Source organism: Neptuniibacter sp. 2_MG-2023, assembly GCF_030547495.1.
Taxonomy (GTDB): Bacteria; Pseudomonadota; Gammaproteobacteria; order Pseudomonadales; family Balneatricaceae; genus Neptuniibacter.
Genome location: NZ_JAUOQC010000004.1, coordinates 163,078 through 188,281, shown reverse-complemented (window position 1 = coordinate 188,281; position 25,204 = coordinate 163,078). Strand labels below are relative to the sequence as shown.

At 41.9% G+C, this 25,204-nt stretch carries 28 protein-coding genes; 21 read left to right on the top strand and 7 right to left on the bottom strand.

From position 1 onward, the window contains the following. Positions 1 to 260: 260 nt before the first annotated feature. The 3 genes from Q4486_RS05950 (at position 261) to hisA (ending at position 2,576) form a co-directional block, all read left to right on the top strand. Positions 261 to 1,409, top strand: coding sequence for a murein transglycosylase domain-containing protein (locus Q4486_RS05950; RefSeq protein WP_303518737.1), 1,149 nt, complete (start codon positions 261 to 263; stop codon positions 1,407 to 1,409). Between the two features lie 24 nt (positions 1,410 to 1,433). After that, entirely contained in the window at positions 1,434 to 1,682 is a 249-nt protein-coding gene (locus Q4486_RS05945; protein ID WP_303518734.1) for a hypothetical protein, read from the top strand. A 138-nt stretch (positions 1,683 to 1,820) separates the two neighbouring features. Next, positions 1,821 to 2,576 carry a phosphoribosylformimino-5-aminoimidazole carboxamide ribotide isomerase gene (hisA, locus tag Q4486_RS05940; protein ID WP_303518731.1) on the top strand — a complete coding sequence of 252 codons (756 nt, stop codon included), beginning with the start codon at positions 1,821 to 1,823 and terminating at the stop codon, positions 2,574 to 2,576. A 76-nt stretch (positions 2,577 to 2,652) separates the two neighbouring features. Here hisA and msrA read toward each other — a convergent pair whose 3' ends face one another. After that, positions 2,653 to 3,789 (bottom strand): peptide-methionine (S)-S-oxide reductase MsrA, encoded by a 1,137-nt coding sequence (gene msrA, locus Q4486_RS05935; protein WP_303518729.1) that lies wholly within the window; start codon positions 3,787 to 3,789, stop codon positions 2,653 to 2,655. 170 nt (positions 3,790 to 3,959) lie between these two features. Here msrA and Q4486_RS05930 point away from each other — a divergent pair, with 170 nt between their 5' ends. Then, complete coding sequence (locus Q4486_RS05930) at positions 3,960 to 4,181, top strand: DUF1289 domain-containing protein (protein ID WP_303518727.1); 222 nt, start codon at positions 3,960 to 3,962, stop codon at positions 4,179 to 4,181. A gap of 100 nt (positions 4,182 to 4,281) precedes the next feature. On the opposite strand, the gene Q4486_RS05925 is transcribed toward Q4486_RS05930, so the two are convergent. Then, positions 4,282 to 5,043, bottom strand: coding sequence for a TlyA family RNA methyltransferase (locus Q4486_RS05925; protein ID WP_303416809.1), 762 nt, complete (start codon positions 5,041 to 5,043; stop codon positions 4,282 to 4,284). A gap of 135 nt (positions 5,044 to 5,178) precedes the next feature. On the opposite strand from Q4486_RS05925, the gene Q4486_RS05920 reads away from it, so the two are divergent. Both Q4486_RS05920 and Q4486_RS05915 read left to right on the top strand, forming a co-directional pair. Then, complete coding sequence (locus tag Q4486_RS05920) at positions 5,179 to 5,604, top strand: hypothetical protein (RefSeq protein ID WP_303416807.1); 426 nt, start codon at positions 5,179 to 5,181, stop codon at positions 5,602 to 5,604. A 96-nt stretch (positions 5,605 to 5,700) separates the two neighbouring features. Next, positions 5,701 to 6,087, top strand: a complete 387-nt coding sequence (locus Q4486_RS05915; RefSeq protein WP_303416805.1) for a RidA family protein — start codon at positions 5,701 to 5,703, stop codon at positions 6,085 to 6,087. 167 nt (positions 6,088 to 6,254) lie between these two features. On the opposite strand, the gene Q4486_RS05910 is transcribed toward Q4486_RS05915, so the two are convergent. Both Q4486_RS05910 and Q4486_RS05905 read right to left on the bottom strand, forming a co-directional pair. Beyond that, complete coding sequence (locus Q4486_RS05910) at positions 6,255 to 8,051, bottom strand: DEAD/DEAH box helicase (RefSeq protein ID WP_303518725.1); 1,797 nt, start codon at positions 8,049 to 8,051, stop codon at positions 6,255 to 6,257. Between the two features lie 309 nt (positions 8,052 to 8,360). Further along, on the bottom strand, positions 8,361 to 9,155 hold the full coding sequence (locus Q4486_RS05905) for a response regulator (protein ID WP_303518723.1): 795 nt from the start codon (positions 9,153 to 9,155) through the stop codon (positions 8,361 to 8,363). Positions 9,156 to 9,313: 158 nt separating this feature from the next. Between Q4486_RS05905 and Q4486_RS05900 the strand changes: the two genes are divergently transcribed. Together Q4486_RS05900 and Q4486_RS05895 are read left to right on the top strand one after the other, a co-directional pair. After that, a complete protein-coding gene (locus tag Q4486_RS05900) occupies positions 9,314 to 10,168 on the top strand; it encodes a TraB/GumN family protein (RefSeq protein ID WP_303416799.1) in 855 nt (284 codons plus the stop codon). A gap of 9 nt (positions 10,169 to 10,177) precedes the next feature. Further along, positions 10,178 to 10,708: a hypothetical protein gene (locus tag Q4486_RS05895; protein ID WP_303416797.1), complete on the top strand. Its 531-nt coding sequence runs from the start codon at positions 10,178 to 10,180 to the stop codon at positions 10,706 to 10,708. A gap of 133 nt (positions 10,709 to 10,841) precedes the next feature. Here Q4486_RS05895 and Q4486_RS05890 read toward each other — a convergent pair whose 3' ends face one another. From Q4486_RS05890 to Q4486_RS05880, 3 genes are all read right to left on the bottom strand, one after another. Beyond that, entirely contained in the window at positions 10,842 to 11,480 is a 639-nt protein-coding gene (locus tag Q4486_RS05890) for a helix-turn-helix domain-containing protein (RefSeq protein WP_303416795.1), read from the bottom strand. A 401-nt stretch (positions 11,481 to 11,881) separates the two neighbouring features. Further along, positions 11,882 to 12,520, bottom strand: coding sequence for a GTP cyclohydrolase I FolE (folE, locus tag Q4486_RS05885; RefSeq protein ID WP_067864337.1), 639 nt, complete (start codon positions 12,518 to 12,520; stop codon positions 11,882 to 11,884). A gap of 111 nt (positions 12,521 to 12,631) precedes the next feature. Beyond that, positions 12,632 to 13,120 (bottom strand): hypothetical protein, encoded by a 489-nt coding sequence (locus tag Q4486_RS05880; protein ID WP_303416792.1) that lies wholly within the window; start codon positions 13,118 to 13,120, stop codon positions 12,632 to 12,634. A gap of 243 nt (positions 13,121 to 13,363) precedes the next feature. Here Q4486_RS05880 and Q4486_RS05875 point away from each other — a divergent pair, with 243 nt between their 5' ends. The 13 genes from Q4486_RS05875 to Q4486_RS05815 all read left to right on the top strand — a co-directional run bounded on the left by Q4486_RS05875 (position 13,364) and on the right by Q4486_RS05815 (position 25,200). Further along, positions 13,364 to 14,458 (top strand): methyl-accepting chemotaxis protein, encoded by a 1,095-nt coding sequence (locus Q4486_RS05875; protein ID WP_303518722.1) that lies wholly within the window; start codon positions 13,364 to 13,366, stop codon positions 14,456 to 14,458. Between the two features lie 120 nt (positions 14,459 to 14,578). Next, positions 14,579 to 15,160 carry a TIGR00730 family Rossman fold protein gene (locus Q4486_RS05870; RefSeq protein ID WP_303518721.1) on the top strand — a complete coding sequence of 194 codons (582 nt, stop codon included), beginning with the start codon at positions 14,579 to 14,581 and terminating at the stop codon, positions 15,158 to 15,160. 138 nt (positions 15,161 to 15,298) lie between these two features. Beyond that, positions 15,299 to 16,663: a sigma-54-dependent Fis family transcriptional regulator gene (locus tag Q4486_RS05865; protein ID WP_303518720.1), complete on the top strand. Its 1,365-nt coding sequence runs from the start codon at positions 15,299 to 15,301 to the stop codon at positions 16,661 to 16,663. A 183-nt stretch (positions 16,664 to 16,846) separates the two neighbouring features. Next, positions 16,847 to 18,181: a sulfite dehydrogenase gene (gene soxC, locus Q4486_RS05860; RefSeq protein ID WP_303518719.1), complete on the top strand. Its 1,335-nt coding sequence runs from the start codon at positions 16,847 to 16,849 to the stop codon at positions 18,179 to 18,181. Next, a complete protein-coding gene (locus tag Q4486_RS05855) occupies positions 18,165 to 19,202 on the top strand; it encodes a c-type cytochrome (RefSeq protein ID WP_303518718.1) in 1,038 nt (345 codons plus the stop codon). The genes soxC and Q4486_RS05855 overlap by 17 nt, the downstream gene beginning before the upstream one ends. 107 nt (positions 19,203 to 19,309) lie before the next feature. Next, the gene (soxX, locus tag Q4486_RS05850; protein ID WP_303416785.1) at positions 19,310 to 19,672 is read left to right on the top strand and encodes a sulfur oxidation c-type cytochrome SoxX; all 363 of its coding nucleotides are present in this window, start codon (positions 19,310 to 19,312) and stop codon (positions 19,670 to 19,672) included. Positions 19,673 to 19,707: 35 nt separating this feature from the next. Beyond that, positions 19,708 to 20,166 (top strand): thiosulfate oxidation carrier protein SoxY, encoded by a 459-nt coding sequence (gene soxY, locus Q4486_RS05845; protein ID WP_303416783.1) that lies wholly within the window; start codon positions 19,708 to 19,710, stop codon positions 20,164 to 20,166. A 30-nt stretch (positions 20,167 to 20,196) separates the two neighbouring features. Then, on the top strand, positions 20,197 to 20,514 hold the full coding sequence (soxZ, locus tag Q4486_RS05840; RefSeq protein ID WP_303416782.1) for a thiosulfate oxidation carrier complex protein SoxZ: 318 nt from the start codon (positions 20,197 to 20,199) through the stop codon (positions 20,512 to 20,514). Between the two features lie 41 nt (positions 20,515 to 20,555). Continuing rightward, positions 20,556 to 21,422, top strand: a complete 867-nt coding sequence (soxA, locus tag Q4486_RS05835) for a sulfur oxidation c-type cytochrome SoxA (protein WP_303416780.1) — start codon at positions 20,556 to 20,558, stop codon at positions 21,420 to 21,422. 15 nt (positions 21,423 to 21,437) lie between these two features. Further along, positions 21,438 to 21,860 (top strand): hypothetical protein, encoded by a 423-nt coding sequence (locus Q4486_RS05830; protein WP_303416778.1) that lies wholly within the window; start codon positions 21,438 to 21,440, stop codon positions 21,858 to 21,860. A 122-nt stretch (positions 21,861 to 21,982) separates the two neighbouring features. Then, entirely contained in the window at positions 21,983 to 23,761 is a 1,779-nt protein-coding gene (gene soxB, locus Q4486_RS05825) for a thiosulfohydrolase SoxB (RefSeq protein WP_303518716.1), read from the top strand. A gap of 155 nt (positions 23,762 to 23,916) precedes the next feature. After that, complete coding sequence (locus tag Q4486_RS05820) at positions 23,917 to 24,645, top strand: hypothetical protein (protein ID WP_303518714.1); 729 nt, start codon at positions 23,917 to 23,919, stop codon at positions 24,643 to 24,645. A gap of 12 nt (positions 24,646 to 24,657) precedes the next feature. Beyond that, positions 24,658 to 25,200 carry an elongation factor P hydroxylase gene (locus tag Q4486_RS05815; RefSeq protein WP_303416772.1) on the top strand — a complete coding sequence of 181 codons (543 nt, stop codon included), beginning with the start codon at positions 24,658 to 24,660 and terminating at the stop codon, positions 25,198 to 25,200. Positions 25,201 to 25,204 lie beyond the last annotated feature (4 nt).

Below are 25,204 nucleotides of genomic sequence, written 5' to 3'. Positions count from 1 at the left end.
ATTTAAGTAGACGATTCTATTTATATAAGAACTCTCTTGTTTAATACAGGATTCTATCCTATTTGAAATTAAGACCTAGGTGTACTTTACAGGTGTAAAGTTAATGGTTTTTGTTTTAACTTCTTGAATTTTATCGTTATTATTTTATTTTTATTGGATTTTAAAAAAGCGGCGTGGCATTAGTTTGGACTCATGATAACTGATGTTTGAATCATAACTTTTTCTCTTTAACTGATTGTGTCGTTATAAATGAGGTGTTTATGCCCTTAACGCGAAGAAAATTTTTGCTGGGATCTTTGCCATTAACCTTAGTCGGTTGCACAACGCATGATGCCTTTCGTATTGCTCAGGGCGTAGCAGGAGGAGGGTCTATCGAAGATGTTGTTGTCTCTCGCGCACAGAGTAAAGCAAGGAGTTGGGTCACGAATCCTCAGTCGTTAGTAAACGATATAAAGCGAGTTGATAGTTTTCTTACACATATATCGTCTGCTTGGGGTGGTGATGATTCGGTAAAACCATCCCCGAAAGAATATGTGAAATATACTGATGGCTATACGAGTCGCGCGCTAGTTGATTTTGAAACGGGTATTGTCAGAGTGGAAAGTCAAAATAAGCAGCTCTTAAAGCAATCAATTATCAAGACGCTTTTGACGCCGGCTAACCCCGAGAAAGTAGACCTATTTTCTGATCAAGAGGTTGTGCTTGGAGATGAGCCTTTTTTATTCAATCAAATTGTTGATCAAGATCATAAGCCGATTCGTTGGGCGTGGAGGGCAGATCGTTATGCTGCCTATTTGTTGAATCAAGGTGTTCATACCCGTCAGATTAAAATGTCAGACGGCTCACAGAAAAGTGTCTCTTACGTTGAATTCCCTTTACTTCAACAGCATAAGCTTACTCGACAACATAAATACGCATCTTATGTAGAGCGTTACGCTGCAAAATATCAGTTAGCCCCAGCACTTGTTTACGCCATTATTGAAACTGAAAGTAATTTTAACCCCTATGCCGTGAGTTGGGTGCCCGCCTATGGCCTTATGCAAATTGTACCAACAACCGCAGGTAGGGACGCGTTTGAAGAGGTTCATGGCTACGCAGGTACGCCATCGGCCTCCTATTTGTTCAATATTGAAAATAATATTCGTATGGGGTGTGCTTATTTGCATATTTTACAAACTCGTTATTTAGTGAAGGTTCGCAACCCGGTTAGTAAAGAGTATTGTGTTATTGCTGCTTATAATGGCGGAGCGGGTAATGTATTAAGAAGCTTCTCTTCTCAGCGAGAAGAGGCGTTTAATATAATTAACCGATCGTCGAGTGAGCATGTATGGTCTAGCTTACGTACTAAAATGCCGGTAGAAAGTCAGGGCTACTTAGTGAAAGTGATCTCGGCTAAAAAAAGATATTAAAAGTTGTTTTTACAGGGAGTGGTTATGACAACTCGATGGATAATTAATGGATTCATTTTACTCACCCTTTTCGGATCTACCTTATCGTCTGCTGACGATAAAGCGTTGATCCAGCGATGCCAGTCTATACAAGATTCGATAAAGCAGCTTACTAACCTTAAGCGAAAGGGGGGAGATAGTAAGAAGATGAATCGCTTGCATAAGCAACGTAACGGATACAAAAAACAGTACAATGAATATGACTGCAAGCGTATTCGGCAGCATTTGAAGTGATGGTATTCTTATCACTGTAGTTACAAACTTCATTTGAACTGTTATTGCTATATAAATCTTATAGAGATAAAAATGTACCTTCTTTTTTTAGATCGTTAAAATATATCTAATTATTATCTTAATTATTTGGAGCTTTTTTTGACTCAGTTTCGTCCATGTATAGACCTGCATCAAGGTCAGGTTAAGCAGATAGTTGGTGGTAGCTTAAATGAGAGTGGCGCAGATACTAATTTTGTTAGTACATATGATGCGGCTTATTATGCGGAGCTGTATAAGACACACCAGCTTTTGGGCGGTCATGTAATTGCATTAGGCCCCGGTAATAAGGAGCAAGCGTTGAAAGCGTTAGCAGCTTGGCCTGGTGGATTACAGTTTGGTGGTGGGGTTAACAATAGCAATGCAGAAGAGTTTTTACAGGCCGGAGCTTCCCATGTAATTGTGACTTCATATCTCTTCGTCGATGGTCAATTTAGTTGGGAAAGGCTGGAAACGATTAAAGCGGTAACGGGTGTAGAGCGATTAATTTTAGATCTGAGTTGTAGGCGTACTGAATCGGGTTGGCATATAGCTACAGATCGTTGGCAAACCGTCACAGATATGGAGGTTAATACGGAGACATTGTCTGAGCTAGCATCGCACTGTGCTGAGTTTTTAATTCATGCTGCTGATGTGGAAGGGCTTCAGGGGGGTATTGATGAGGATCTTGTTAAGCTGCTTGGTCTTTCTTGCCCAATACCGGTGACCTACGCAGGAGGCGCCCGCTCTTTAGATGACCTTAAATTGGTTGAGCACTTGTCTGGAGGAAAAGTTGATCTGACGATAGGAAGCGCCTTAGATATTTTTGGTGGCTCTGGTGTGGCGCTCAACGAATGTATTGAATGGAATAATCGATAGACTGAAAGGGTTAGGTGCTTTACTTAACCCTTTCAGTAACGTTTTTTAAATCACATCTATGACAATATCACGCCCTTTATTCAAATAAAGATGCAAATTCTGCATATCCTTCATTGATAAGATCTTCCTTTGCTATAAAGCGTAACGATGCTGAATTGACGCAATAGCGAAGTCCAGTAGGAGCGGGACCATCATTAAAGATATGACCAAGGTGAGAATCCGCTTTAGAGCTTCTTACTTCAACCCGTTTCATAAAAAGAGAATTATCTTCTTTTTCAATGATCGGTACGCCCTGAATAGGTTGTGTGAAGCTAGGCCAGCCTGTACCTGATTTGAACTTATCTTTTGATGAAAAAAGAGGCTCTCCACTAACAATATCTACATAAATTCCTTCACGTTTCTCGTCCCAATATGCATTGTCGAATGGGCGTTCCGTACCGTCTTCTTGTGTCACATTAAATTGTAAAGGTGTTAAGACCGAGCGTAGATAATGCTCCGACGGTGTGACGAAACGATCGGCTGCTACATCAGCAACAGAAGCTTGGCTAGTATATTGTGTGTAATCAATTTTTAGCTCATCTCCCCAGCGGCTGCTGAGATATTGATCTCTACCTGACCCGTTCCGGTAGTAACTATAGCGAATAGGATTTTTGAGGTAATAATCTTGATGATAATCTTCGGCTTTATAAAAACTTGTATAAGGGCTAATTTCAGTGGCCATTGGTTGATCAAAAACGCCAGATTTCTCTAATTTAGCAATGGAGGCTTCAACCGCTTTTTTCTGTGCATCGTTGTGGTAAAAAACTGCAGGTCTGTATTGTTGCCCACGGTCAACAAACTGGCCCTTGCCATCAGTAGGGTTCATACCGCGCCATAAGCGTTCTAGCAAACCTTCGTAAGAGATTACATTAGGATCATAAAACACTTGAATCGCTTCAGTATGTTTTGTTTGCCCCGATGAAACCTCTTTGTAAGTGGGGTTAGGTTTTACACCACCACTGTATCCAGAAATAACCTGGACAACGCCTTTTAACTTTTCAAAATCAGACTCAGTACACCAAAAGCAGCCGCCTGCAAATGTAGCCACGGCTAAGCGAGTGGACACTTTGTTTTGGAGAGGGTCTTCGGTAGAAGCACTTTCGGTGCCGATTACTAGACTACTAAGGCCCAATCCACTTAAAGCAATAATTGATGCCACTATAATTTTCTTCATTATTATTCCTAACCCATCCAATTGTATCTTGCATACTTGGATGCATTATTAAGAACTAGGTTCCTTCTTTTTTTAAAAAATCCTACATTGGGTGAGATTCTTGGTTTTTTGCTATGCTTATTGGATGTGTGTTTAGGTTTGTTGAAGGTATGATACAAAGAGGTGAAAAAATGAAACCGGTTGTAACAGCAAAACCATTTAGCTCACCTTGTGTTCGCAATTGCTGCCTAGATGATAATGATGTTTGTTTGGGGTGCTATCGATCTATTAAGGAAATTATGCAGTGGAGCAATATGTCAGATGCTGAGAAATCAGCAACCTTAGATAAGTCTCAAAGCCGTCAGGAGCTTGCAAGGCAGAAGCATATTGAGTTGTTGGATAGTTTTCAGTAAACGCTGATAGGTAAACATGTAGCTTTTCAGCGTTAAGTTAAGGGTAATCACTCTATTCAATATATAAGGGTAGGAGCGGTTTGGGTACGTTGTTCGCTTCTTATGCTTTTCTTGCTATAAGTAAAAACTCTCTATTTCCATCGCCACCTTTTATTGGGCTTTCAAAGTACTCGCAGATTTGAAGACCTAAAGACTCGCAGCAATCGATTACTTTGGTTTTTACTAGAGGGTATAAGTTAGCATCTCGAACAATTCCTCCTCGCCCTATACCCTCTTTACCCACTTCGAATTGAGGTTTGACTAGACTGATAAGGTAGCCCTCGTCTTTAATGAGAGGAATAAGAGAGGGGAGTATTTTAAGTTGAGATATAAATGAGACATCCATGACTGCAAGATCAAATCCGCTGCCTTGTTTAGTGTGTTCTAGCAGGGTTTCGCTAGGGAGTTCTCTGGCGTTAACGCGTTCATAGCATAGTACGCGAGGATCGCTTGCTAGCTTCTCAGCTAGTTGGCTATGGCCAACCTCAACGCCGATAACAGAGCTCACGCCTGCTTGAAGAAGACAGTCGCTGAAGCCGCCTGTTGATTGTCCAATATCAATGGCGATCCAACCTTCAACAGCTAATTGTTGTTTTTCTAATGCGGCTAAAAGTTTAAAAGCGCCGCGTGAAACAAAGCGATCAGCATCGTCGGTTTCGACTTTAAATTCTGTATGCTCATCAAGTTTAAGACCCGGTTTTGTAACAGGTTGCCAAATGCCTTTGTAAAAGGCTGTGACTTTGTTATTTTTGATCAAACGCTGTGCGTGGGTGCGCGTATTTGCTAAGGCGTTATTTACAAGGAGCAGGTCTACACGTTGCATGCTTTTTCCGAGTCACATTAAAGCCGTTATTATACGTGTTCTTCTGTTGGTGAGTGAAAATTTTTCTAAACTAGGAAGCATCCTTATGGCGGTGTAAACTGCTAAATTAAAAGGGGCCGGATTAAGGAAGGGATTATGGGTAAAATTTTAGGGCTTTTGGTTTTATTATTACCGCTATCTGCTTATGCAGTGAATGATGCAGAATTGGACCAATGTCGAGAATATTCTGATCCAGCAGTCAGGGGAAAGTGTGTTCAAATGTATAAAAGAACAGATACGCGGGCGGCCTCTGCGACATGTAAAAAAAGTCTTGAGTGTTGGGGGGAGCGTTACAGAGAGCAAGCAGAAAAGTATTGCGGCATAGCTTTTGAACGACGCGCAGCAAGCTCTAGTTTGTGGGCTCAACATTGGGATGGCCAGGATTTCGATCAAGTGCGTTGGTTGGATCGGGGTAAAGGTGTCATGGTCTATTTTGAAGAAGAATCCAATGTGGTATTGCAGTGTATTTTCTTTCCTAATGCGCCGGCTAAAGTACGAGTTAGTTTAGCACCACCTAAGTAGATACAGAGGTTAAGTTTATAGTTAGTTGATTAAATTCCTAACTATTGATTGACGCTATAAAAGTAATTCGACTCAATTATTTTGACAGGAACGATTATGAATAAAAGTATTATCAGTACTGAAAATGCACCTTCTGCTATAGGTACATATTCACAGGCTGTGCGTGTAGGTAGTACCGTCTATATGTCAGGTCAGATCCCACTGGTGCCTGAAACAATGGAGCTGATTACCGAATCTTTTTCGGCACAGGCAGAGCAGGTATTTAAAAACTTGCAAGCGGTTGCTGATGCAGCGGGTGGTTCTTTATCTGATATTGTTAAAGTTACTATTTTACTTTCTGATATGAAATATTTTGCTGAAGTGAATGAAGTAATGGCCAAGTATTTCTCTGAACCTTATCCGGCGCGTGCGGCTTTCGCCGTAAAACAGATCCCGAAAGACGCTGATATTGAGGTGGAAGCCATTATGGTGGTAGGGGAGTAAGTAAAGCGCCTAGATATACTTTTTGAGAGCAATAATAAAAACACCGGATATCTTGCGAAGGGGATGCAAAATATCCGGTGTGTTAAGGGCATTCCTTTATGGTAACGTCCTTTATCGATGAAAGCTTTGAGCGAACTAAGCCTTAGCTTAGTAAGGGGAGTTATCCCTTAGCTGTCTTTGCTTTTTCTTGTATCTTTCTTAGCGCGACGAGGTGGGCGGTTACGGTTAGTGCTATTACCGCTTGGGCCTCTTTTTCCACGACCACCGCTTGGTGCTGCATCACTAGATAGATCTTTGATATTCAGGCGCTGACCGCAAACAATGGCTTTGCGGAGCTGCTGTACAACAGCTTTAGGCATACCCGCTGGTAGATCTACAGTTGAGCAATCGTCATAGATTTCAATGGAACCAATAAGGTTTGCATCTAGATCTGCTTCATTAGCAATAGCGCCAACAATGTTCTTTGGTGCTACACCATGTTCATGGCCAACAGCAAGCATATAGCGTTGCATTTCAACATTTGGATTGTCTTTCAGCGGTTTAGCCTGAGCTGACATTCCTTGTGGTTGACGACGAGATTTTCTATCACCACGATCATTTCTTTCTCCACGCTCTTCTCTTTCACGACGAGGTGGACGAGCCTGCTCTTTCATCAACAGTGGGGTTTTACCCTGTAATAAGTGAGCAAGTGCTGAAGCAACAACCAATGGGTCTGCATCATGTTCTTGCTGGTATTCTGTTAGCAGGTTTTTATAGAACTCAAGATCTTGGTTTTCAATTGTTTCTGAAATGCGATCAACAAAGCGTTTTACACGTTTTTCATTGATATCATTTGTTGACGGCAGCTGCATCTGTTCAATCTGTTGACGTGTGGCACGTTCAATAGATTTAAGCATTCGCTGTTCGCGTGGAGAAACGAATAAAATCGCTTCACCTGAACGTCCTGCGCGACCTGTACGGCCAATACGGTGAATATAAGATTCCGTATCGTATGGAATATCATAGTTCAGTACGTGGCTGATACGTTCAACGTCAAGGCCTCGGGCTACAACATCTGTTGCCACCAATATATCGATGTGGCCACGTTTTAGTTTTTCAACTGTACGTTCACGCAAGTTTTGAGAGATATCACCATTAAGTGCTTCGCATGCATAACCGCGTGCGGCTAATTTCTCTGCCAATTCTACCGTCGCTGACTTTGTGCGAACAAAAATAAGCATCGCATCAAACGTTTGCATCTCAAGAATACGTGTTAAAGCATCTAGTTTTTGGTTGCCGGAAACACGTAAGTATTTCTGGGCAATTGTAGTTGCTGTAGCAGTTTTAGATTGGATACGTATTTCAGCAGGGTTGTTTAGATGAGTCTGAGCAACCTTTTTGATCTGAGCTGGCATTGTTGCTGAGAACAATGCTATTTGGCGTTCGTTTGGCGTATGTTCAAGAACCCACTCAACATCATCAATAAAGCCCATACGAAGCATTTCATCGGCTTCGTCAAGTACGAGTGCTTGAAGGTTGTTTAATTTAAGAGAACCGCGGCGCATATGATCCATAACGCGACCGGGTGTACCAACAACCACTTGCGCACCGCGTTTAAGCTGGCGAAGTTGGCTGTCATATGCCTGACCACCGTATATAGGTAGTACGTGGAAATCGGGTAGGCTGCGGGCATAGGTTTGGCAGGCTTCTGCTACCTGAATAGCTAATTCTCGAGTCGGCGCCAGAATCAGAAGCTGCGTATTACGGCTTTTTAAGTCTAGGCGAGATAGCAATGGCAATGCAAATGCGGCTGTTTTACCGGTACCTGTCTGAGCGACACCTAAAAGGTCGCGACCTTCTAGTAAGTGAGGGATAGTGGCTGCCTGGATTGGAGACGGCGTTTCATAGCCAATTTCGTCTAGCGTTTTAAGCACGGAAGCCGCAAGGCCAAGCTCAGCAAAAGATAGCTGATCTTCTGAATTCATCTGTTTGTGTTACCTGTTTGGAATTAGGGCAGGACTGCATCAACAGTAGTCGATAACAGTATAAGCTGCTCTGGTGGGAAAGCGCGCATTATACACTGTATGCAGTTTAGAGCAAGTTTGGAAGGTTTTTTTATCCGTTTTATACCGTTATCTTATGGGTTGAGGTTATAAAACATGACTGTTTATTAATTAAACAGCTGTGTCGCTAAAGTTGGATATCTTGAAGATATATAAGTTCTCTACCACGATCTGCTATGGGTATTTGTCATTTCTTGATGGTCAGTTATTAGAGTTACGGATTATAAAACTCTACTCTTCTAATATGCGGGCTAATAGTTTTTTAATCATGGCGGGTTCGAAGGGTTTGTCGGCCATCGCATTTACACCCGATTTTGCGACGTTACTTAAATGGGTGTGGGTGGATTCACTCGTTACCATAAGTATAGGGAGATGGGAGTATTCGGAGCTATTTCGTACATGCTCGGTCAGTTCAAGTCCATTGATAATCGGCATGTTGTAATCAGTCACAATAAGATCGAAACCTTGAGGTAAGAGGGTAATGGCTTCTGACCCGTCTATTGCTTGGGTTATTTGTGAAATACCTAAGTTATTTAATACATTAATAATTATTTTTCGTGCCATTTTACTATCATCTACAACCAGTACGCGTAGTGAGGCAGGATCATAATATTCTAGTTCTAACTCATCATTTGATAGTAGATCTAATGTTGAATTAATTGCTGTTGTGAGGTGATTATGGGTAAAGGGCTTAGGTAAAATTGCAATAACACCTGATTGTTTAAACTGATCTAGTTCGCGATGACGTGTTTCGCTTGAAACTAACATAAATGGCAGTTCACTTGTGTCAGCGTGTTGGCGAATATGGCTTAAGAGGTCCATCGCTGAACCATCAGGAAGGTGCAGAGTGCTGATGACTAAATCCGGTTTGACAATGCCAATGCGCGCGATGGCATCTTTGATTGTTTGAACTTCATCTATAGACTCAATTAATGCTTTGTTTAGTTCCTTCCTAATAATTTTTCTTTGGGTTGTTGAAGGCTCAACAAGCAGTATGTTTAGGTCTGAAGATGTAAGCTCTGTCATGGATATACCATTTTTATTTATTTTAATTGTAAATATATTTCTATGTTTTGAAAGTGTAAATCTTTAACCTTTAGTTCTTGTGTTAGATGATAGTCTATTAATTTCATTAAGTCTTTTACTCTCCTTAATACGTATTTCGCTCTTGAATAGGTTCCGTTATGAAAATCTCTATCTATATGATTATGCTTCTATTTAGTTGTTATTCATTTGCTGAAACATCGTTGTGGCGTGTAGCTAAAAATGGTCATCAATTATTTTTAGGGGGAACGGTACATCTGTTGGCTGAGGAAGATCTGCCTTTTCCTGTTGAATTTGATCAGGCCTACAGTGAAGCAGATAAAGTTATTTTTGAAACAGATATAGCAGCGTTGTCTGACCCTCAAATCCAGATGCAGCTTATGTCTCAGCTTTCATACCAAGATGGGCGATTATTAAATCAAATAATTTCACCAGAGCTTTACGAAGCGCTTAATACTTATTTAAAACAGCGTGAATTGATGCCTAATCTGTTTATCTCTATGAAGCCTGCGGGTGTTATGTTGACCATGCTCGCTGTTGAGTTTAAACGTTTAGGAATTTCACAGGCGGGGGCAGATTCATTCTACTTTCAGCAGGCGATCGCTGATGGTAAGACGGTTGGCGAGCTGGAAGCTATAGATGCGCATATTGGCTCCATTGTAAATATGGGGCAAGGGAATGAAGAGTCGTTTTTGCGTCAGACTTTGGCTGATATGAAAGAGACAGAAGTGATGATGAAAGGAATTGTTCAGCATTGGAAAAGTGGTGATGTGCAAGGGCTTGAAGCTGATGTTATCGACGATATGAGATTAAACTACCCCCGTATGTATCAGTCCTTATTAGTTGAAAGAAACGAACAGTGGTTACCTCAGATTAAACAAATGTTAGAGAATGATGAGGTTGAGTTTGTTTTAGTCGGAGTCGGTCACCTGATTGGTGTTGATGGTCTATTGAAATCTCTTGCTGATCAGGGCTACAGCATAGAACAGCAGTAGGAACTCGCTATGTTAGGAACACGTATTATTTTAATGGGGATGGATAAGCATCCCAATATGTCTACACAATCCACCAATGCAGAGATGTTGTGTGCAGCAAATTATACAATTCCACTTTTTTGGTTATTATTGTTTTCCGAAGCAGAGTTAGAGAACTTTTCGGTAACGGATGATAGTGTTGCAGTCGGTGAGGAAAGTGCGAACTATCCTATATTGATTGCGGATAGTTCAGTTGTTATTGGACGTCTAAACCAGCGGTATAAGCATTTGATCCCTTTCCTTGATGCGAGCGATGCGGACCTTTTACAGCGTTGGTTAAACTTTATAACTGAACAGAATCACCCTGTTTTTGCGATTGATACCTATGAACTATGGTCTAGTAAGGATAACCCTAGTTCACTTTATGATGAAATTTCAGCTTTAATGAAAGAGTTGGATGCGCTTACTGCCACTGATACCAAACAGCAGTTACAAACGCTAGTAAACAAGGGACAGTGGCCGTTGGGTAATGGGATTGCTTTGGCCGGATTTGGTTGGTAACTTTTTTCTTAAAAAGTATGGCCGTTAATGATGGCGGTTAAGAGAGGCAGATCATTTTTTAAAGATATATCAGCCGTTGGGACTAAACCTTAAAACAATTAATTTAGTCGCTATTGTTCAAAAAAAACGGTGCTTACGCGGTTACCCAGATAACTTCCGCATCTTCATCACTGGTTGAAATTAAAGCATGTCCCATCTCACAGTCGTAATAGGCGGAATCGCCAGTGAATAGCTCTAGTGGTTCATAGAGTTCGGTATAAAGTAATAGTGAACCACTCAAGACAAATAGAAATTCTTCGCCGTCATGTCTGACCCAATCATTAAATTCGTCAAATGTTCTTGCTCGTACTGTTGTGCGGTACGGAATCATTTTTTTTGTGCTTAATTGTGTTGCCAGTAGTTCGTGTTCATAGGTTGGAGTAGGGTGGGGCTGGCCTTCGCCGCCTCGTGTTATATCTCTGCGTCCGCCTGTTCCCGCTCCCCGCTTGGGTTGTGAAAACAGTTGAGGAATATCTATACCGAGCCCTTTTACGAGTTTATTAACTGCGGTAAACGTAGGTGATATTTGTTCATTCTCAATCTTTGATAAGGTAGATCTTGCTAAGCCGGTTAGCTTACTTGCCTCTTCTAGTGTTAGGTTCTGGCTTAAGCGAATCTCTTTTACACGCTTTCCTAACATAAGAGGTTCAAGTGTTGCCTCTGTTTGAGCATTAGCACGTTGCAGGCCTAGTTTTTCTTTCTCTTCTTTTAGGAAAAATGGCTCATCAGACATTCATGCAACTCCAATTTACTTTCTATTTTCTTGCTAAGTGTATCAGATAGTTTAGCGCTAGTAGTTTATTGATAGAAGCTAAGTGCCATTACCATGGTGTAGCTTTTACTTGTTTGAATCCAGTAACTGTTTTCGGATTAACGCTACTCTCTAGCCCTATTTTACGGTGAGAAATTTCCGTGCATCGAAGATGCTTTATGGACTAGCTATGATTTATTGTTCTTCAAGATGGAGCAAACTCTTCAATTTCAAAATAAGCTTGTTGTATACGCAGTAGCGTAGGGTTCTGATAAGTCATATCTCTGCATATAGTGTCCCACGCTGATAACTTATTTCGATCAATAATTCTGAATACTTATAGCAACGACTATCATCATGGCTATAAGCTCGGCATTAAATATTTAAGTTAAGAATTCCGCACGTGTACGAGGATTTGATTTGAATATACCTCCCAGTGCGGTTGTTTCTGTTTCAGAATTTACATCCATTACGCCGCGCGATTTTACACAGTAATGAGTTGCATTTATTGATACGGCCACATTATCAGTATCGAGTAATGTTTGTAGCGCGATTAATATCTGTTTAGTTAAGCGTTCTTGTACTTGAGGTCGCTGACTAAAAAAGCGCACAAGGCGATTAATTTTAGATAAACCTATAATTTTATCTTTTGGTATGTACGCGACTTTTGCCGTGCCATCAATGGTCACGAAATGGTGTTCGCATGAGCTTAATACGCTGATATTGCGAACCTTGACCATCTCTTCGAGGTCCATCTTATTTTCAATCATCGTGATCTTTGGGAAATTTTCGTAATCTAAACCAGAAAAGATCTCATACACATACATTTTGGCAATGCGGTGCGGTGTTTCGAGTAAGCTATCGTCTTCTAAGTTCATACCCAGTGTGCTGACGACGTCTGACATTAACCCCTTGATTTTCTCATAGCGCTGCTCTTGGTTCATACCATTATCAATGGTGGGTGTTTCCAAACCTTTTGCTATGAGCTGGTCTCGAACTGCAGAAGCTTCTGCTGAAATCATAGTGCTACCTTTAGTTGGTTAATACAGTAAATGCCCTACGCTATAACCAGATAATCAGATCACCGGATTTGAATATAACGTCTTTATTACTACTAGTGACATTGGGTTTAATTAAAATAGATCAGGGAAAGGAAAATCATCACACATCATAAGAGGATGTTTAGTGACGTTGATCGCATGATCTAAGTCTGAGCCTTCTCGCATTGCGTTGATGATAAGCGTTAGTACAAAAGTGATTGAGTAATATTCCACATGAGATGTTAAAAATGGCAGGCTAATATCGTCATGGGCTTGCTTACTTAAGCGAGCGGCTAATTGAGCTGCTTCACTGTCGTCGAAACCTTCGTCAATGTTATGAATAAGTTCATAGATCTCATTAGGAAGACTTTCATATAGATAGTTATCAATTTTTAGAATTATTTTTAGTAAAACGGCCTGTTCTTTTGGCTCGCTCAAAAACGGCAGGCTTACTTTTTCATTTAAGCGTTCGGCAATTTTAATTGATTCTGTTTTGTTTAACAGTTGGCGTTGAGAACGCTTGGCGAAATAGGCCTTTACTAACGCGCTATATTGATCATCTTTAAGCGATATTTTAGCCATTATAAATCCTTTAAATTACCTTGAGTCATAAAACATAACAATTTTAAGTCAGTTTTATGTCTGGGGATAGGGTAGATAAAGATTGCATGGAAAATAGGTAGGTCTATTTGGTGAGATAAGAGTCAGATCAAGAAATGCTTACAATTGTAAACAAATCGATGAAACAAGCATTTAATCAATATATGATGCTAGATAAATAAATATACGATGCAAGATAACTTGTTGTAGTCAGAGGGATTGTTGATGTTTTTCTCAGGAAAATTGAACCTTCAATTAAAAGATTTGCAGAACGAAGTTGAGCAGCTTCGTAAAGAAAATCAAAATTTGATGGCTGAAAACCAGACTTTAACGCGCCGTTGCTATGAGCAAGAGAATACTCAGAGTAACGAAGATGATGGTAAACAAGCTATTTGCGCGGCTTGGGTTGAAGGGAATGGATTGATTACCCATGTTCGGGGCACGATCTCTGAATCAGGTGATCGCCTAGAAAATGAAAAGGCTAATCTAAATGGCTCTTTTCATATTTTTGATGAAACACGCACCGCTGTTGAAACAATTTTAGAACGTGTTCACGTTATCCAACAACGAGCCCAGGATGGAAACTCCAATGTTCAAGGACTCCGAGTTGTTTCACAAGAGATTGAAACATTTGTTGGTGTGATTCGTGATATTTCGGATCAAACTAACCTGCTTGCCTTAAATGCAGCAATTGAAGCTGCCCGTGCAGGTGAGTCAGGCCGAGGATTTGCCGTTGTTGCTGATGAGGTTCGAAACCTAGCGCGTAAGGCAAGTGAAGCCAGTAACGAAATCGCTAATTTAGTTGCGCAGATTAGTTCGCAAACTACAACCGCCTCTGAAGATATTGGGCAAGTGGATATGCTCAGTAGTGAAGTTGTTGCTTCGGCTGAGCAAATAAAAGGTGGCGTTCGTGATGTAGTTCAGCTGTCTGAGCGTATGAGCGATGTTATTGACCATAGCGCTGCGGATTCTTTTATTGAAAGCGTCAAATTAGATCATGTTATTTGGAAGAATGATGTTTACCGAGGCATTGTTACAGGAAAATTAGATGATTTGTCGGCCTTAGCTGATCACACCTCTTGTCGCTTAGGTAATTGGTATTTTAATGGTATTGGCCGAGATAAATATAGCCAATTACCTAGCTTTAATAATCTTGATGCACCACATGAGCGTGTACATTCGTCGGGCCTTGCTGCTGTAGAAGCTGCGCGTTCCGGTGATATGAAATCGGCAGCATCACATTTGGCTTTGATGGAAAAAGCGAGTGTAGAAGTTGCTACAATACTTGATCGTTTGAATACGGAATTTAAAAACAGCTAATGCCCGTATTACCCGTTGAATAACGAGGGCTATGTGAAATTAAAGGGTAGGCGACTCGTAAGGATCGCCTTATTATCTGTAGCAATGATTGCTATTTTTTGTATAGGTCTAATTGACTGAATGCTCTCTTCGCTTAATAGCTTAGCCGTATTTTGTGGATCAAAGTCAGGGGCTGATCCCATTTATATTGATCAAGCAAAAAAGCTTGGTGTCTATTTGGCTGAAAATGATATTCATTTAGTATACGGCGGTGCTCGTTCAGGATTAATGGGGGCCATCGCTTCAAGTTGCTTATCCCAAGGCGGTAAAGTGACGGGGGTAATGCCGGTCTCTTTAGAAAAGAAAGAGTCTATACAGCCAGGTTTAACTCAGCTTATTGAAGTGGATTCGCTTCAAACACGTAAATGTAAAATGCTTTCTCTGAGTGATGGCTTTATTGCCTTACCGGGGGGAAGTGGAACTTTAGATGAAATATTTGAAGTGATAACGCTATCCCAAATGGGGGAGCATACAAAGCCTTCAGCCTTTTTAAATATTAATGACTTTTATACGCCTTTAATTAGCTTTCTTGTTAAAGCAAAAGATCAAGGTTTTATCCACGCCGATTATTTAGATATGCTGATTGTATCTTCTGATATTCAGAATCTGATCCAACAGATGCAAACCTTTACTCACCCTCATACTCGGTTTAACCCATCTTAATCGGATGAGTGTCGCTAAAGCATTTAGTAAAGAAAAATTGATTGGTTAATTGTATTTAGTTATATCTCCTTCCACACTAATAACTGACGTTTTTGTCAGGCCGTTAAACCTGATCATTCAACTTGGCTACTTATCCATATGAATAACTCCACACTGTCAGATACAGAATTAGCTGCATTATTGGATGCATTTTCAGAACCCGCTGCTGTTTTGTCGGGTGATTATATGATCATTGCTGCGAATCAAGCTTACCGAGACCACTATGCGCAATTTGGTCAAGTTGCAGGCCTACATTGTTACCAAGTTTCACATGGTTATCAGCGGCCTTGTGATCAGGAAGGCGAGTCTTGTCCTTTACAGCGCTGTAAGCAAACGGGGTTACGTCAAAGAGATTTACATTTACATAATACAAACCATGGTCAGGAACATGTAGATGTAGAACTATTACCAATCCCTGTAGGGGAAAAGGACCCCCATTATTTTCTTGAGGTTATGCATTTGGTCAAAGTAGCCAATGCAAAACCAGAAGGTGAAGGGTTGGTGGGTAGCTCTAGAGCGTTTAACCAGATGATCTCTCTTATTCAGCGGGCCGCACCGAGTATGATCTCTGTTTTATTATTAGGGGAATCGGGTACCGGAAAAGAGCTAGTCGCTAAAGCGCTTCATGTTGCTAGTAAACGTTCACAAAAGCCCTTTGTGACGGTTGAGTGCTCTGGATTAAGTGAGAATCTTTTTGAAAGTGAAATGTTTGGTCATGAAAAAGGAGCATTTACGGGGGCGGTTAATAAAAAAGAGGGTCTTGTAAGTGCGGCCCGAGGAGGTACTTTATTTCTTGATGAAGTCGGTGATATCCCTCTCTCTTTACAAGTTAAATTACTGCGTTTGATCGAAACGGGTACTTATCGTGCAGTTGGTGGTGTTGAGTTAAAACATGCGGATTTTAGATTAGTCTGTGCAACCCACCAGAATTTAGCTGATAAGGTGGAGGCGGGGCTTTTCCGACAGGATCTATACTATCGTATCAGTTCATTTCCCATTGATCTTCCCTCATTAAGGGAGCGCGTTGAAGACATTCCTCTGCTGGTTGAAATTTTACTAAAACGGCTTGTTGATAGTGAAGATATTGGCACTGAGGCCAAAGCGCTAGCTATTAGTAATGAAGCGATGGATCTTTTGCAGGCTTATAGCTACCCAGGTAATATACGAGAGCTAAGAAATATTCTCGAACGGGCTATGCTTTTATCCGATTATCAAGTGATCACCCCTGAACACCTACCGGAACATATAAAACCTCACCTCCAAAATAATGCCTCCTTAGATCAGACAATAATAAAAACGCTCCCAGAGAATAGTGGGAATGGCCACAAACTGATCCCTTTAGCTGACCTTGAAGCTCTTTATTTAACTCAGATTAAGAAAAGCACATCTTTAAAAAATAATGAGTTAGCGAGCCAGTTAGGTATTAGCGAGAGAACGCTCTATCGAAAGCTGCAGGGGCTTTAAGCCATATTATATGGCTGTGTGTTAAGGAGCATAGTTGTATTTTTATACAGTTTTTATATAAGCAATTCATATATTAGTTTTATACGATGGTCGCATTCTTGTATATTCGGCAATGGCATATAGTTATACCCAAAGATAATATAAAAATAATAAGTGCTTTGAGTACGCCACTTGGAGGCATCAATGTCGAAGATTATCAAAGGGCCAAGTACGCGTGAACTAATGGAGCAGATGGTTCAAGAATCTGAACATCTATCTATTAGTGATCGTCGAGACTTTCTGCGAAAAGGGGTAGCCGCAGCGGCAGGAATAGCTGCAACAACATTTGCAGGTCGTTCCATTGCTGCAGAAATTAATAAAGCAAACCTTCCCCCTAATGAACCCGCTTGGGGCAAACAGTTAGGCCACGGTGTCGTAGAGCAGCCTTATGGATCACCGTCCCAGTTTGAAAAACATGTCGTACGTCGTACCGTTCCATGGTTAACGGCAGATTCTATCGCATCTATCTCAATGACCCCTCTACAAGACTTAAAAGGCATCATCACGCCTAATGGACTTGTTTTTGAACGTTATCATGGGGGCGTACCTCAGGTTAATCCTGATGAACATCGTTTAATTATTCATGGTTTAGTTGAGCGACCACTTATTTTTACCATGGAAGACCTTATGCGCTTTCCATCGGTTTCTGAAATTAAGTTTATCGAATGTCCGGCTAATGGTGGAATGGAGTGGAAAGGGGCTCAAATGGAAGCCTTGCAGTTCACTCATGGTATGTTGAGTTGTTGTGAATGGACGGGCGTACCTTTACGTGTATTGCTAGAGGAGGCCGGTGTTAAACCAGAAGGGAAGTGGATCTTAGCGGAAGGTGCCGATGGTGCGCATATGAGCCGCTCAATACCATTAGAAAAAGCCTTGGATGATACGCTTGTTGTCTATGCGCAAAATGGTGAAATGTTACGCCCTGAGCAAGGTTACCCTTTACGATTATTGAACCCCGGTTGGGAAGGAAATACCTCAATCAAATGGCTTCGTCGCTTAGAGGTAGGTGACCAACCCTGGTACCACCGCGAAGAAACATCTAAATATACAGATCTAATGCCGGATGGTCGCGCACGTAAGTTTACCTTTGTTCAAGAGGCAAATTCCGTTATTACAACACCATGTCCAGAAAACCCATTAGTTAAACCTGGGTTTGTCGAGATAGAAGGGTTAGCTTGGTCGGGGAGGGGAAAGGTAAAACACGTAGATATCTCTTTTGATGGCGGTGTCACTTGGGTGCCAGCAAATTTGAAAGGGCTTGTGTTGGATAAATCATTAACTCGCTTTAGTTTGGTGACTAAGTGGAACGGCCAGCCTTGGCTTCTTCAGTCTCGCTCTGTTGATGAAACAGGCTATGTTCAACCGACCTTAGGTCAGTTACGTGAAGTTCGTGGTGGTAATTCGATCTACCACAAAAACTCTATTCACACATGGAAGGTTGCACCAACAGGGGAGATTACAAATGTTCAAATCACTTGATATTAAAACGCCCCTAATTGCACTTACTTTAGGTGTAACGCTGAGCCTAAGTGGCGGATTTACATATGCTGGCCAATTTGACATTGGTGAGACAGCAACGGCTGAGCAGATCGAGGGTTGGGATATTGATATCCGTCCTGACGGGAAAGGTTTACCGGAAGGGCGTGGCACGGTCGAAGCGGGTGAGGTCTTATACGAGGAGCGTTGTGCTACTTGTCATGGTTTGTTTGGTGAAGGTGAGGGGCGCTGGCCCGTTCTTGCTGGAGGGCAGGGAACCCTTAAAGATGAACGTCCCACGAAAACGGTTGGTTCTTATTGGCCATATGCGTCTACACTATACGACTATATTCGACGTGCAATGCCATTTACTGCGCCCCGCTCGTTGTCAGATCAGCAAGTTTATGATGTTACGGCTTATGTGCTTTATTTAAATGAGATCGTTGAGGACGAGTTTGTATTAACAAAAGACTCTTTAGCGAGCATTGAGATGCCTAACCAAGACAACTTCTTTGTAGATCCGCGCCCTGATGTGCAAAATAAGCGTTGTATGGAGAACTGTGCAGATCCTAAAAAGCTTATGATTACAGGAACTCTTAAGGGGATAACGCCTGTTGGTCACTTTGTTCAAGGTGCTGACGCACCCGCTGCATCTCATGATGCACAGATGGAGAAAGAGCAAGAGGAAGAGAAACAGCGTAAAGCTAGTATTACAGGCGAAGCGATTGCGGAGCAACACACTGTTGAAGCGGCCTCACTATCCGAATTAGCGTTGGCAGGGAAAACAACTTACGAAGGGGCTTGTAAGGTTTGTCATGGATCAGGTTTAACAGGTTCCCCCAAATTTGGTGATTCAGACGCTTGGTCTGCTCGTATTAAAAAAGGGATGCCAGTGCTGCTTGATCATGCCATTAATGGCTTTTCGGGTGATACCGGTGTGATGCCACCTAAAGGTGGGAGAGTCGATCTTAGTGATAAGCAGGTTGAACAAGCAGTGGCTTACATGGTTGAATCTAGCCAGTAAGCCTCATTAATATATAAAATCTAGTAATTAACTAGATTTTATCGCCCACATGGGCATTTTATAACAATAAAAATACTGTCGTTAGACAGAACTCCGGAGGAGAAATAATGCGTAAGCTGAGCACCTCTCTCTGTGCGGCTGGTTTATTGACTATGGTTACAGCGGGTTCCGCTGCAGCTGATAATCATGATGATCAGATTGCATTGGGGAAAGCCGTTTATATGGATAAGTCTCGGGGTAACTGTATCTCTTGTCATACCATCGCTGATCCAGATGCGAATTTGGCAGGGCATCAAGGGCCACCGACACTTTCGATGAAAACCCGTTTTCCAGATAAACGTAAATTACGTGCCCAAATTTGGGATGCAAGTAAAAACAATCCTCTGACAATTATGCCTCCAGTAGGGAAGCATTGGATTTTGTCAGAAGAAGAAATTGATGCTGTCGTAGAGTATATCTACCAGTTCTGATCTCCCAAAATGGGTGAAGAAAGAGGAAATTTAGAATGAGCATAAATCGTCGTTCAGTCATAAAAGCGATTGCTGCAAGTGGAGCTTTGGTGGGTGCTAGTGTATTGGTACCACGTATTGCAATGGCAGCATGGACACAGAGTGCGTTTAAAGCAGAAGATCAAGAGACTGCTATGCAAGAGTTGCTTGGTGGTACAGCAGAAGAAAGTGCAGAGGTGACATTAAAAGCACCTGATATCGCAGAAAATGGTGCCGTTGTCCCTGTCACTGTTCGCTCTAGTTTAGCGAATGTTGAGTCAATGAGTATTTTTGTTGAGCACAACCCAAACCCACTTGTTGTTGAATTCATTATTCCAGCAGGCACAGATGCTGATGTATCTACACGTTTACGTATGGGCAAAACCTCTAAGGTAACCGCCGTTGTTAAAGCTGATGGAAAGCTTTATAGCGCTTCAAAAGAAGTAAAAGTTACTATCGGCGGTTGTGGCGGTTAATCCAGTTAAGCTAATACAGAGGTATGAATCATGGCTAAGGGCATTTTAAAAGTTAAAGCGAAGGTTTCTGGTGATAAAACCAAAGTTAAATTGATGGCTAAGCACATCATGGAAAGCGGCCAGCGCAAAGATAAGAAAACCGGTGAATTGATCCCTGCTAAGTTCTTGCAGGAGCTGAAAATCATGCATGCAGGTAAAGAGGTTTTTGTCGCTAACCTTGGAACCGCAGTATCTAAAAACCCTTATTTTGCGTTTAACTTTGCAGGTGGTGCGGCAGGTGATGACCTGACCATGACTTGGATTGAAAACACAGGTGAGACGGCTACAGAAACTGCCAAAGTAAAATAATTAGCAAATATCCAGTACTGGGTAATGCTTTGGGGTGAATGATGAAAATAATAAGAAAATTAGCGCTGGGTTTGACGGTTGCTGCTGCAACACAAATGACTTACGCAGCGGATACTGGATTCGACATGCAAACGGTCGATCCAGAGGCGGATAGGATTGCGTTACAAAAATATTACAAATCTCGCTTCCCTAATACGGAATTAGCAGATTATGTAAATGGTATCTATTCAGTTGATGCGGATTCAAGGGAACAGTGGGTAGAACTTGAAGAGTTCCCTCCTTATGAATTTGATGTAGAGCAAGGAGAAGAGCTTTTCAACACAGCCTTTGCAAACGGGAAAGGTTATGCGGATTGCTTTGAAAACGGAGGCATAGGCATTCGCCATAAATATCCGTACTGGAATAAGGAAGAAGGTACGGTTAAAACACTTGAGCAAGAGATCAATGAGTGCCGAGTGAAGAATGGTGAGGAAGCGCTTAAATGGTCTAAAGGCCCGATAGCTCAAATATCAGCTTATATGGCATGGACTTCACGGGATAAGGTTTTTGATATACAGATTCCTGAGGACGATCCTAGAGCCAAAGCTGCCTATTTAGAGGGTAAGAAGTTCTTTTATTCTAAGCGTGGTCAGTTGAACCTATCTTGTGCAAATTGTCACCTTCAAGGCTCGAATATTCGTATTCGTGCAGACCTACCGGGTCCTCAATTAGGACATGTGACTCATTTTCCTGTTTTCCGCTCTAAATGGGGAGAGTTAGGTACTTTGCACCGTCGTTACAGTGGTTGTCATAGAGATTCTCGTTCACACCCATTGAAACCTCAAGCTGAGGAGTTCCGTAACTTGGAGTATTTCCAGAGTTATATGTCTAACGGTCTTGTGGCTAATGGCCCTGGTGCACGTAAGTAATAGGAGGGTAGCAACATGAATAAAGGTTTAATTATTGCTGCTGTTCTGGCGCTTGCGCCAACATTTGCCGCAGCTGAAAGCTTTCAAGATGCGTTTGAGATGAACCGTGCTATGTATGGTAAAGATCATGTTTTTACCTGGCAGGGAAAGCAGTATACAACTCAGCATGAAGAGGAGGCTGAGGCCGCTGTTAAAGCGACTAAGGCGAATGCTGAGGCATTATTGGACAAAGCTAAGGCGAAAAATGCTGAAGTGGCTGAGCTAGGTTACGAATGGAAACTGACTCGAGGTCTTCTAAAAGAAGCTCAAACGGCGATTGATGAGGGTGATTATCAAAAAGCTCTTAATTTAGCGGCACAAGCTAAATATCACGCACGAATGGGTATTCAGCAGTATCATTATGCGCAGGCGAATTGGCATCTTGCCGTTCCTCAATAGGGAAGCGCTAATATCGTCCAGAGAGCAAACATAATCGGTTTGCTCTCTCATAATGTACTTTTAAAAATACCTGCTGAGGTTCTACGCAGCAGGTTTTTTTTCCTCAAAAGAGGTGATTATTTATGTCGATGACACGCCGTGAATTTGCTCGTTTGTTAGGTATGGCGGGCGCTGCGGGGGTTCTTCCTGCAACAGGTTTTGCCGCAAAGAAACAGCCTTCAGATCTATATGAAATCCCTAAAAGTGGTAATGTTCGTCTTCTACACATGACCGATTGTCATGCCCAGTTACTCCCTGTTTATTTTCGTGAGCCAAATGTTAATTTGGGAATTGGTAAAGCCTATGGTCAAGCACCTCACCTTGTGGGTGATAAGCTGCTTAATCATTTTGGAATTAGTTCAGGGTCACTTGAAGCACACGCATTTACCTATTTGAATTTTGGTGATGCTGCTAGCCGTTACGGAAAAGTCGGCGGCTTTTCCCATCTTAAAACCTTAGTGGATCGCTTACGCCAAGATTATGGATCGGAAAGTACACTTCTATTAGATGGTGGGGATACTTGGCAAGGTTCAGGCACCGCATTTAAAACGCGCGGTATGGATATGGTTAAAGCTACTAATGAGCTCGGTGTTGATGTTATGACCGGTCATTGGGAGTTTACTTACCACCAAGAGGAGATCCTTAATAATATAAAAGCCTTCAACGGTGAGTTCCTCGCCAACAATGTTTTTGTAACAGAAGATGCGCTTTTTGATGGGGCTGATGAGTATATTTTTGATGAAGATAGTGGTCATGTCTTTAAGCCTTATTCGATTAAAGAGATAGGTGGAGCACGTATTGCCATTATTGGGCAAGCTTTCCCTCGCACTAAGATAGCCAACCCAGCGCGTTTTATCCCTGATTGGACCTTCGATATTTATGATAACGAGATGCAGGCTTTAGTTGATAAAGTGCGTACTGAAGAAGGCGTTGATGCTGTTATTGTTCTGTCACACAACGGTATGGATGTAGATTTGGCGATGGCCAGCCGAGTGTCGGGTATCGATGTTATTCTAGGTGGGCATACACATGATGGCATGCCGCAACCCACTACAGTTAAAAATGCTACCGGCCAAACACTTGTATGTAATGTAGGTTCAAATGGTAAATTCCTAGGTGTTATGGACCTCGATCTACGCAAGGGGAAAGTGCATAGTTACAACTACCGATTGATGCCGGTGTTTTCTGAGATGCTACCACCTGAGCCAAACATGGCTAAGCTTATCAATGATATTCGAGCGCCTCATCTGGGATGGTTAACTGAAGAGCTGGCGCTTGCTGATGAAGTGATGTTTCGTCGAGGCAACTTTAATGGGACATTTGACCAGCTAATCTGTAATGCGTTAATGGATGTTAATAGTGCTCAGATATCATTGTCCCCAGGTTTCCGTTGGGGAACCTCAGTCCTTGAAGGACAGATGATTACTATGGAGCATGTTTTAGATCAAACCTGTCTGACCTATCCTGAAACTTATGTGAGACCGATGAAAGGTTCAGAGCTTAAGTTAATTCTGGAAGATGTGGCAGATAATATCTTTAATCCAGAGCCATATCTGCAGTCTGGTGGCGATATGGTTCGTGTTGGTGGTTTTGATTATATCTGCGACCCTATGCAACCTATAGGTAAACGTATTAGTGAAATGACGCTCGATAATGGTGAGCGTATTGATGCGAATAAAACCTATACAGTATCAGGCTGGGCGACGGTAGGTTCCCAATCTGAGGGGCCGATTATTTGGGATGTAGTGGCTGATCACTTACGTGATAAAGAGGTCGCACGTATTGATAAATTGAATACACCTATTTTGAAAAATGTGGGTAATAATCCAGGAATAGCCGATTACGCTAAAATGGTGTCATAACGTTTAGGTGGTCAAACAGAGTGGAAGCCCCTTTTTAGCGATTAAGAAGGGGCTTTTTTATTGGGAGTAGCATATGGAAAAATAGCAGAATCCCTCCTTTTTTGTTTAAATACCCGCCAAGCGAAATAATCCAGATCTGCTTCAGGGGAGAAATTGTGAAACCATTAAAAAGCATGCTTAGAACATCTGTATTATCTCTAGTCTTAATCGGGTTAACTGCTTGTAATGCGGCAGGCGTAAAAACCGACCCATCGACTGAGGCCGCTGCCGAAAATAGCCAATCAACAGAGGCTAATGCGTCGCCTAAAAGTAAAAGCGAATCCGCCTCAGATTTACCCGGAGCTAATGCTAGTGAAAAACTAGATGTTGTCGGTAATCGTTTGACGGCCGTGCAGGATCATTTGCTACAAATCAAATCTCAGGCTGCCCAATTACAGCAACAGAACCAAGCACTTTCTTTACAGATTCAAAGCTTGAAAACAGATCTGCAAGGCTCATTGGCTCAATCCGATTCCCCTGATTCTACGCAGGCAGCACCCACACCTGATGCTTTTAATGGCGTATTAGACCAGATAACGATGATGGCTAACGAATTAAGTAGTCAAGTGCAAGATGGTTCCTATCGTATAGTCTCTGCTTATACCGCAAAGGATCAGTGGATTTTAATACGCTATCATCGTTTTACGGGAGAGGCTTGGTTAGCCGACCAAGGGGCATGGAACCTTCTTGAGGAAAGTGGTGCGACAGGCACGGCGGAATATGAAGTGGTTTTACTGCGTGCAGATGGTGATGGCAAAGGTTATGTTGCTGCTAGGATTGATCGTATTACCGGTGAAACCTGGTGGTTAAGAGAGAATATGTGGCAATCTTATGTTAATTACTAAGGTTAGTGGTTAGTGCAAAAAACGTTTACAAACAAACCTAATGTAGATGAGTTGATTAGTCTGTTTAATCAACTTTTTTTCGATCGCTATAATACGGTGTTAATTAAAGGGGAGGATGAGCCTATCTACCTTCCCGCGGATAATAGTTCACCGCATAACCGAATCGTTTTTGCTCATGGCTTTTTCGCCAGTGCACTACACGAGATTTCCCATTGGTGTGTGGCCGGAGCTAAACGTCGAGAGCTGGTGGATTTTGGTTATTGGTATAAGCCAGATGGTCGTACAGCTGAAGAACAAAGAGAATTTGAAAAGGTTGAGGTTCGCCCTCAGGCCTATGAATGGATTCTTTCAGTTGCTGCAGGTCATCGCTTTCACTTTAGCGCCGATAACTTATCATCGGAGATAGGCGCAAGTGATCACTTCCAAGAAAATGTACTCAAAATGGTTCATGGATTACTGGATCATGGCTTGCCTGAGCGAGTGGGTATGCTGGTTGAGGCTTTGCGAATCCACAATAATCGCGAACCTTTATCAAAAAACGAATTTAAGCTTTAAGTCA